The sequence below is a fragment of the Acidiphilium sp. genome (assembly GCF_049977125.1).
In the GTDB taxonomy this organism is placed as follows: Bacteria; Pseudomonadota; Alphaproteobacteria; order Acetobacterales; family Acetobacteraceae; genus Acidiphilium.
In genome coordinates this window covers 1-1665 of the sequence record NZ_JBMFGY010000355.1, presented here as the reverse complement: position 1 = coordinate 1665, position 1665 = coordinate 1, and the positions used below count along the sequence as shown (strand labels likewise).

Here is a 1665-nt window from a genome sequence, read left to right as displayed (position 1 = left end):
CCGGACACGCGTGCCACGCGGTGCAACCGGTGCGACAGCCACGTGTAAATGGCCAGGGCAAGGGACGACCCTTGAAGCGCTGCCAAGGCGCGGGGATCCAGTGGGACAGCAGCATCAATGAGGGACTCATAAAATTTTGTCGTGAGTTGAATGATGCCGGTTTCTAGATCGTCACTACCGTCTGGTGCTCGCCAAGTGGAAAACCGTTCGATAGGTTTGGCATCGATGGTGGTGTTTCCATAACCGAGGGTCATGCGGCACGCCGAGAGAGCCCGCATCTGCTGTCGAAAGGTTCGGTAGTCGCGGCCGTTCGTACCGATGCCGATCCGTCGCATAAAATCATGTAGTGATCGTCCTATTTCGACCACCGGTGACTTCGTCCTGACAGCTTCCGTGCTGATGTGGACAAGCGCCAACCGAGGTTTTGGGCCGTAGGGCAGGGGCTGTTGCATCCAGGTTTGGTTGGAGTAGAGGCTACCCGCCTCGACTAGCAGAGACGCCATCCCATTCCGCCGCTCGAACCGCAGGCCCTCCGTCGCTCGCCTGGGCAGTCCGACCTGACAAAGGACCGTATGCAAAAAATCGGGCCGTTCGGGTGGGGTTTCGGCAATTTCCGAAGCGAAGCGGATGATTCTGGCGGTTTCTCTGCTGAGAGGCGCAAAGAGATCGCCTTGGGCCTCGCTGCCCTCGCCATTCTCTGTCATCGTGCTTCTTCCATTGGAGGTATCACGCCTCCGTCGTTTTCAAAGTGTAATCCGGTCCGCTCAAACGCTGACTTAATTGCGGCTTTGATGGCAGGCAGGACGATATCGCCGCGCTCGAAGCGAATCACGGTGGAGCGCCCAACCTGGGCCGCCCGTGCTAGGTCTTCGACGGTAAGCTTGACTGCGGCGCGCGCCATTCTGCACTGGGTGCTCGTAATCATATCAGGGCCGATTCTCCGGTTAACATGACACATATGGTATCAGGCGGATCCGAGCCGACGCAAGAAAAAAGTGGGCTAATTAGTTGGTGCCGATACAATGACTAGCAACGTCAGCTTCGAAATCCGGTCGCATCCATTGTCGATCTTCTGCACCAAGTAAAATTCTTCGTTAAGTAGTACTCCGAAGGGAGGCGGGCGGTTCTGTAGGGACATTGAGGCAGTGTGCGTATGCCGTTGATCGCGATGCACCGGAACGGAACGCGCAGCTGTGATTGCGTCTACATTCTGTTCAAGGCACAATGCGACGATAACGGTATTCGATGTTCCGGGCTAACTTTGCGCTTGGCCGGGGCCTTCATCTTCTCGAGTTCGGAGCCGGTCACGCCGATGGCGCTTGAGCCGCTACTGCTGGGTGATCTCGATCCATCTATCGTTTTCAAGGCGCGGCAGCGGCACTGCCCCTGCCGTGGCGAGATCCTGGTTCAGGCGGGGGTGGTTGGGCGTTTCGTAAGGCAGCGGCCCGGACCTCGCGGATGTATTGCGGGCAGTGCTGAACGAGATGGGCCGTCTACCTCGGGTGGCGAAGGAGACTTTGGTGGTGATCGCGCCGCACCAGCCGGTCACCCGCTCCGAGGCCGAGCGGATCCGGGCCGTAAGCCTCGGCCAGGCGACGTTGGACCTGCTGCTCGAGACGGGAATGATCCCTAGACCTGGGGCCGCAGGGGAGTAGGCTGACAGGT

The 1665-nt window shown here is 58.9% G+C and carries 2 protein-coding genes and 1 pseudogene; 1 reads left to right on the top strand and 2 read right to left on the bottom strand.

Features of this window, described 5'->3' with window-relative positions; all coding sequences use genetic code 11:
- Window positions 1-704, bottom strand: a 704-nt coding sequence (locus ACP5E6_RS19020) for a replication protein RepA (RefSeq protein WP_427957054.1), incomplete at its 3' end; no start/stop codon positions are given.
- Window positions 701-901: a helix-turn-helix domain-containing protein gene (locus ACP5E6_RS19015; RefSeq protein ID WP_427957053.1), complete on the bottom strand. Its 201-nt coding sequence runs from the start codon at window positions 899-901 to the stop codon at window positions 701-703. The genes ACP5E6_RS19015 and ACP5E6_RS19020, both read right to left, overlap by 4 nt.
- A gap of 556 nt (window positions 902-1457) precedes the next feature.
- Here ACP5E6_RS19015 and ACP5E6_RS19010 point away from each other — a divergent pair.
- Window positions 1458-1655: pseudogene (locus tag ACP5E6_RS19010) on the top strand (SMC-Scp complex subunit ScpB); the annotation flags it as partial.
- Window positions 1656-1665: the final 10 nt, after the last annotated feature.

Bases quoted from the DNA above. Each gene is read 5' to 3' on its own strand.
- ACP5E6_RS19015 (WP_427957053.1), bottom strand. From the start codon at position 901: ATGGCGCGCGCCGCAGTCAAGCTTACCGTCGAAGACCTAGCACGGGCG.